Origin of the sequence: Microvirga vignae, from assembly GCF_001017175.1 — a bacterium.
GTDB classification, from domain to species: Bacteria; Pseudomonadota; Alphaproteobacteria; order Rhizobiales; family Beijerinckiaceae; genus Microvirga; species Microvirga vignae.
The window spans coordinates 22,017-28,755 of record NZ_LCYG01000074.1 but is presented as its reverse complement, the minus strand read 5'-3'; the positions used below and the strand labels follow the sequence as shown (position 1 = coordinate 28,755).

Sequence of the window (6,739 nt, the reverse complement as noted above, 5' to 3'; positions counted from 1 at the left end):
CGATAAACGGCTTCGCTCAGCGGAATGCCGGCTGATCGATCAACAAGCTCCAACTCGACAGACAATTGATCTCCCATCCGCGCTCCCAAGAGTGATACGTCACCTAGTCAAGCATTGAAGCCACGGTTTGCCTAGGGAGCGCCTCATCAAAGCGGATCCGGCAAAGGTTCGCCGAGGCCCGGGATGACATCTTCCTGACCGGGCCGCCTCTCGACAAGTTCATGAAAGCAGAGCCGGCTCCGACTGATGCAGCCCCTCAGGATGAGGATTGGTGAGGCGGCAATACGCGTACGAGCCGGAAAAATCTGAAAGGCACGTCGTTGAGGTGCCTTCTTGCAGACATGGACTTGCAGATACTGACCTCGAGGTTCTGCCGCCTGCTGCGAAGCAATCCGGCGGAAGGCCAGGGACATTCGCAGGAGCAGTGATGCATTGAGGGCTGCAATTCCGCTCATGCCCCGGAGCAATACGCATGACACTGATGTTGACTGTCTACACCTTTCGCGCGAACAATCGCCGTAGCCAGGGAGGAAGAGAATGGATCGTGCAATCCGTTGTGTTCTCATGCGGGGAGGAACGAGCAAAGCTGTCATCCTGAAGGAGGCTGACCTGCCCGTGGATCCAGACGGGAGGGATCGAATGATCCTGTCTATTTTCGGATCTCCGGACCGCCGCCAAATCAATGGGCTCGGCGGAGCCGATCCTTTGACAAGCAAGGTCGCGCTCATCGGTCCTCCACGGGCTGGCGTGCCCAGCGCCGCTGGGGCACATCTCACCTATACATTCGGCCAGGTCGGAATCGCGCATCCTGAAATTGATTGGCTCAGCCTTTGCGGCAACATATCGGCTGCGGTCGGCGCCTTTGCCATTTACGAGGGATATGTCGAGCCGGTTTCACCGATCACGCAGGTCAGAGTTTACAACTCCAATCTCGACCGGATTCTCTCGATCGAAGTTCCGGTCAAGGAGGGGCGCCCGGTGGAAGGCGGTACTTACATCGTGCCGGGAGTTCCGGGATCCGGCGCCAGGATCGTGGTCGATTTCGCCCAAACGGCAGGGGCCACAACAGGTGCGTTGCTGCCGACCGGAAACCCGATCGATCGTCTGGAGGTGGAAGGCATCGGCGATCTTGCGGTTTCTCTCGTCGACATCGGCAACGCGCATGTCTTCGTGAGAGCGCGGGATCTCGGTCTCAAAGGCACTGAGACGGCCGCCGAGATTGATCGAGACGCGGAACTTGCAACTGTCCTTGAGGGAATTCGAGGCGCCGCCGCCGCCCGCATGGGCATGGTTTCGGCTCCTCATCTGGCGCGCGAGGAGAGCCCAGCGACGCCCTTGCTCGCCATCATCAGCCCGCCTGCAGATTATCGTGACGTGATAGGGGACAGGGACATCTCTGCTGGCGATGTCGATCTTGTCTCCCGCCTCATGTTCATGCAGCAGATGCACAAGACCTACGCAGCGACGAGTACGGCCTGCACCGGCGTGGCGAGTCAGATCCCGGGATCGATCGTCCACGAGGCGACCCGGCCGGAGGCCCGCACGGCGCTGCGAAACAGGCGTGAGGTGAGGATCGGACACCCGGCCGGCGTCATCGAAACGGAGATTGAACTGGAGCACGCCAACGACAGCTATTCGGTGCAGCGTGCGACCGTTGGCCGGACAGCCCGGCGGATCATGGAAGGATATGTCTTCGTGCCAGAAGCTGACGGGCAACTGGCTTGATCCGTTTCGGATCCGCGTCCGGAGGCTCAGCGCTCTCTCGATGATCCGATCGGTCCTCCAGGAGAGGCGCTGAACCCGGTTATCCTGCTTGGGATATCAGTCGAACGGCAGGGTAGAGGTCGTCAGAGGCTCGAGTCGAACCGCCCGCGCTTCCTTCAGCAGGGAATCCAGATCGGCCCTGTGATAGGGAATGCCCGTCGCCAAGCGCAGTTTCTCCTGGCGCGCCTCGGGCTCGCCCGGCATCAGGACTTCGTCGAAACCTTCCGCGCGTGGCGTGGAATGAACGCGCTCGACGAGCACATCCATGCGAGCCCGATATTCCTCGATGCCGATGAAGAGGTCCGGCTTGATGGCGAGGAAGAAGTGACCAACATTCTGGGGCTTCTCGAAATTCTTGTATTGATCCTCCACGTCTCCTGCAAAGGCAGCGCCTGATATGACGCCGCTGAGGATATCCATCAACATCGAGAGGCCCGATCCCTTGGGACCTCCCATCGGCAGGACGACGCCCGCGAGTGCGCGCGCCGGATCGGTCGTCGGCCGACCCTCCGCATCCAGGGCATAATCAGGGGGGATCGGCTGTCCCAGCCGGAGAGCCTTGCGGATCTTGCCGCGTGCCGCAACGCTCGGAGCCATATCCAGAATGAACGGGCCATGGTCGCCGCCTGGGGCGCCGGCTCCGAACGGACTCGTTCCCAGCAACGCTTCACGACCACCCCATGGGGGCATGGACCGGGAGGCATTCGTGAAGACCAGCGCGATGAACCCGGCTTCAACCGCCTGCAGGAGGTAGTTCGCGGCCATACCGAAATGAGTGCTCCGTTTGACGGAGACCAGCCCGAGGCCCGTTGTCCGTGCGATCTCCATGGCCTCCTGCATCGCGCGTGTGGCCACCACGAAACCGAATCCGTTATCACCGTCGAGGTGAGACGCGACAGGAGAGACGCGTTTCGGCTGCAGCGCGGGACGCGCATTGATCAGGTTTCGTCGGACACGATCGAGATAGCCTGGCAGTCGTGCAATGCCATGAGTATCGACACCGCGGAGATCGGCTCTCACAAGGCATTCCGCGACAATCCGGGCATCGTCGGAAGGAACTCCATTGGCGGCAATCATTGCCGTGACGAAACGCCGAACGTCCTCGGCTCTCGCATAGACTGTTCCTTCATGGGCTGACATATCGTTTGCCATGGTCCATCCTGTGAAGCGATTGACTGTAAACGTTAAGGTCGTGGCTCAGATCATTCCGGTGAGGCCCAGCAGGGCCGCTCCCGAGAGGACAATAAGCGGGTTGACACGGGTGAACAGAACACAGGCCACCGTCGCCGCCGTGATGAGATAGTTCGCCCAACCGTATCCTGATGCGCTTGTCAGGAGACATCCGCTTGCGACAATGAGCCCAACGGTGATTGGCACGACACCGCGCTCGAAGGTTTTGTACCATTGAACCCTGTGCCATCGCTCCCAGGCTTGCGAGGCGCCATAGGCCATAATGAAAGCAGGCCCTGTCATGGCGACGGTCGCGATGAGTGCGCCCGGAACTCCCGCTACATGCCAGCCGATCAGGGTGACAATGATCACATTAGGGCCGGGTGCTGCTTGAGCCAGAGCAAAGAGATTTGCAAAGGTCTCGCTTGACATCCAGCCATGAACTTCGACTGCAGCTCTGTGCATCTCGGGCAGGACCGCTACGGCACCACCGATGCTGATCAGGGAGATCAGCCCGAATTGAATCGCAAGCTCGGTCAGAATGCCACGTTCGTTCATCGGCGCATCATCCAGGCAACAGCGATGCTCAGCGGCACCAGCGTGAGGAGAATCCAGATGAGCGGCAGCTTCAAAATCAGAACCGCCGCAATGGCGAGAGCCATGAATACCATGGCGCGAACACTGCGGTGCAGGGGGTAGGCCATTTTGAGGGCCATGGCGACGATCAGCCCCGCGGCTGCTGAGGATATTCCACGAAAGGCATCTTGAACCGGCTTGATGTGCCCGTAAGCGTCATACAGCATGGCGAGCAGAATGACGATGATGACCGGCACAAAAAGAATGCCGGAAACGGCCGCAATGGCTCCGCGGAATCCGCCGAAGCGGGCACCGACGCAGATCGAGACGTTGGTGATGTTGGGGCCCGGAAGAAACTGACAGAGAGAGACGATGTTGGTGAATTCCTCGTCCGTCAGCCAGCGCCTTTGCTCCACGAGCATGCGCCTCGCCCAGGGCAGGACGCCTCCGAAGCCTGAAAGCCCGACCGAGCAGAACGCCATGAAGAGTTCACGGCATCCGACGTGCGGCTTGAGAGGGGCTGTTTCGGAGGTGGGGACTTGCAGCATCGGTATTCTACGCTTTACGCCCAGCCGGGTTCGCCAATATGTCGAGCATCGACAGAACATCGTCGATGGCCAGTTCGTCGAAGTGGCTCGCCTTTTCGATGGTTGTTTCAACTTGGTCGGGCGCGAGGACAGCGCTCAGGCAATCCCGTGCCTTGCCGACGAGGCGCTCGGGTTCGGCGTGGCGTCCCCAAATTCCCGGAGGGCCATCGCAGAAGCCGCTGACGGTCTGACCATTGTCGAGTTCAACCTCGACATCGAGACTCATCTGGTCAAAGCGTCCCTTGCGGTCAGGATCGACCTGGATCTCAACTCGTTCGAGCAATGCGCAGAGGTCAGGCGAGAAGCGACGTTCATCGGTGAAGCTGCGGACAGTCACGGATCCATCGAGGATCGCCACTGCAGCCGTGTATTGAAAACTGAACTTTCCAGCGAGGCCCGTGGCAGGTGCCGAGCGATGTACGTAGGGCATCGGCGGCGAGATGATACGAATGCGCTTAATAGCGGCATCGGGTGGCAGCATCTTGCGCGCGTTCAACGCGGCGGTGATGACGAAGTGAGTGCCATACTGACTGGGATAGAACTTGAATGCCGGCCCAGGCTCCACGACATGGAGCCTGCCCGCTGGCTTCGTCAGCCATTCAGGTGCAAAGGAACTGCCGAAAAAGGCCTTGCCGAAGCCACGTGCACCTGACAAAGCATCTGCATCCGCCGTGAAGCCTCGAGCAGCCAGAACGGCTGCCTCAAGTCCTGCTGCCGTAGCGCCGCCGCAATGAAGCGCCTTGGTCATGCTCCCGACATTGGCCAGAATGCCCCCCGCCCGCGAGGCCGCGATGCCAATGGCATGTGAAAGGCCAAGGGCATCGAGCCCCAGCAGCATTCCGCACGCAACCGCACTTCCGATGGGACCGACTGCACCGGGCGGGTGGAACTGCAGATGCGCAGGTTCGAACTGCCCCGAGGCGAGGCGCAACCTTGCCTGCGCCTCGATTCCGAGGGAGAGGGCGGTCAGGAGATCGATCGCGCAGGGAACTCGGCTCGCGACGCTTGTGTGCCGACGAGCCAGCATCTCCGTAAGAGCAAGAATGGCAGGAAGAGTCGTGGACAAGGCGTGGTTCGCCGGGTTCCACATAGGCTCATAGTCGAGGACATGCATCGCAGCGCCATTGGCGCGCGCGGCATCCGTTCCCGATACACGGGCCGAATGTCCAATCAGCGTTGCGACCGGCGTACTTCCTGTCTCGATAGCCAATTGCGCCAGAATCTGAGGTCCGCGTTCCCGTGCACCAAGGGCGGCAACCGCAAGCCCATCGAGAAGAAGCTCCCGCGCGGCCTTGCTCTCGGCATCGTCGAGGCCTTGGTTCCAGAGCTGGAGAAGAGACTCGGCGAAGAGCAGGGTCATGTTCGAGCTGGCAGGGTCATGATCTTCGTGCGATCTGGTCCCCTGACGCGCTGCGGATGCCATGAGCTACCGACCTTTCCTATAGAGAACAGCTCCCTCGAAAAGGCGGCGAGCGGTTCGATAAACCGCTCCATATTCAGCATGCAGACTTTCCGTCGACCCTGTGCCGCTTACCTTGGCGTCCACAACGGTAACGCCTGATGGATGAGCAATTCGGATCGGCTCATCCGTTGCGTGCGCAAGAATATTCGGAACGCTGGCTGGAATGCGGGCCGCAACTGCAAGGCAAAGCGCGCCCGTTATCGGCACGGCTCTATGAGGCTGCCCTATGGAGATCATGCGCACAAGAATGGACATATCCGAAGGCGTGAGTGAGCGACCGGACAGAGTCGTCATGGCTCGTGGAGCCGCTACAATGGCGACTTTAGGAATGCTTGGCACCCGGCCCGCTTCATCAATGTCCTTGGCAATACCCATGTGCACCGATGCGGCTCGACGGATGGCCTCCATCCTATCAAGGAAGAGCGGATCAGCCTCCAGCGCATCGGGGAGTTCGTCGCCGCGTTTGCCGAGATCGGCCGCATTGACGAACACACAAGGATTGGCGGCGTCGACCAGAGATGCATTGATCACGCCGAGGCCCGGAACTTCAAGCCTGTTGAGCGCGGAGCCGGACGGAAGAAGGCGGCCGGTCTTCGCTCCGCCAGGGTCGGTAAACTCAAGACGGATCGGGGCCGCGGAACCCGCCACGCCGTCGATGGACAGGTCGCCATCGACAACGGCTGTGCCGTTCTCGACGCGGAATCGCGAAACGATGATTTTGGATGTGTTGGTATTATGGATGCGGACCACGGCTTCGCCATCTCCTGTGGTCGGCACAAGGCCCTCCTCGACGGCAAACGGCCCAATGGCAGATGACATGTTCCCGCAGTTGGCGCTGAAGTCTACCGAAGCATCGCGCACCGAGATCTGGGCGAATGTGTAATCAACATCCGCGTCGGGCCGAGTCGAGGGGCCCACGACACAGATCTTCGAGAGCGACGAAATTCCTCCTCCCATTCCATCCAGCTGGCGACCATTCGGATCCGGCGATCCCATCACACCCAGGAAGATGGCGTCCCATTCTCGGCGATCCGCCGGAAGATCTTCTTGCCGAAAGACAACTGCCTTGGACGTCCCACCGCGCATGAAGGATGCTCGAATCCGTGCCTGTGTCACGTCAAAACCTCATAGCTTGACAATATTGAGAATTCGATCCGCCTTGGTGCGTGCTAATGACGGG

General features: G+C 60.3%; 6 protein-coding genes. 1 reads left to right on the top strand and 5 read right to left on the bottom strand.

Going from position 1 to position 6,739, the window contains the following annotated elements; translation table 11 throughout:
• The first annotated feature begins 537 nt into the window (after window positions 1-537).
• Complete coding sequence (locus tag AA309_RS24700; RefSeq protein WP_047191687.1) at window positions 538-1,725, top strand: 2-methylaconitate cis-trans isomerase PrpF family protein; 1,188 nt, start codon at window positions 538-540, stop codon at window positions 1,723-1,725.
• Window positions 1,726-1,821: 96 nt separating this feature from the next.
• Here AA309_RS24700 and AA309_RS24695 read toward each other — a convergent pair whose 3' ends face one another.
• The 5 genes from AA309_RS24695 to AA309_RS24675 form a co-directional block, all read right to left on the bottom strand.
• Window positions 1,822-2,916 (bottom strand): Ldh family oxidoreductase, encoded by a 1,095-nt coding sequence (locus AA309_RS24695; protein ID WP_244470483.1) that lies wholly within the window; start codon window positions 2,914-2,916, stop codon window positions 1,822-1,824.
• Between the two features lie 45 nt (window positions 2,917-2,961).
• Entirely contained in the window at window positions 2,962-3,492 is a 531-nt protein-coding gene (locus tag AA309_RS24690; RefSeq protein ID WP_047191686.1) for a chromate transporter, read from the bottom strand.
• Entirely contained in the window at window positions 3,489-4,058 is a 570-nt protein-coding gene (locus tag AA309_RS24685) for a chromate transporter (RefSeq protein WP_047191685.1), read from the bottom strand. Before AA309_RS24685 ends, AA309_RS24690 begins: the two co-directional genes overlap by 4 nt.
• A gap of 7 nt (window positions 4,059-4,065) precedes the next feature.
• Entirely contained in the window at window positions 4,066-5,457 is a 1,392-nt protein-coding gene (locus tag AA309_RS24680; RefSeq protein ID WP_084731609.1) for an MmgE/PrpD family protein, read from the bottom strand.
• Between the two features lie 66 nt (window positions 5,458-5,523).
• Window positions 5,524-6,675: a 2-methylaconitate cis-trans isomerase PrpF family protein gene (locus AA309_RS24675; protein WP_084731606.1), complete on the bottom strand. Its 1,152-nt coding sequence runs from the start codon at window positions 6,673-6,675 to the stop codon at window positions 5,524-5,526.
• Window positions 6,676-6,739 lie beyond the last annotated feature (64 nt).

Bases quoted from the DNA above. Each gene is read 5' to 3' on its own strand.
- AA309_RS24700 (WP_047191687.1), top strand. From the start codon at position 538: ATGGATCGTGCAATCCGTTGTGTTCTCATGCGGGGAGGAACGAGCAAA.
- AA309_RS24680 (WP_084731609.1), bottom strand. From the start codon at position 5,457: ATGACCCTGCTCTTCGCCGAGTCTCTTCTCCAGCTCTGGAACCAAGGC.
- AA309_RS24685 (WP_047191685.1), bottom strand. From the start codon at position 4,058: ATGCTGCAAGTCCCCACCTCCGAAACAGCCCCTCTCAAGCCGCACGTC.
- AA309_RS24695 (WP_244470483.1), bottom strand. From the start codon at position 2,916: ATGGCAAACGATATGTCAGCCCATGAAGGAACAGTCTATGCGAGAGCC.
- AA309_RS24690 (WP_047191686.1), bottom strand. From the start codon at position 3,492: ATGAACGAACGTGGCATTCTGACCGAGCTTGCGATTCAATTCGGGCTG.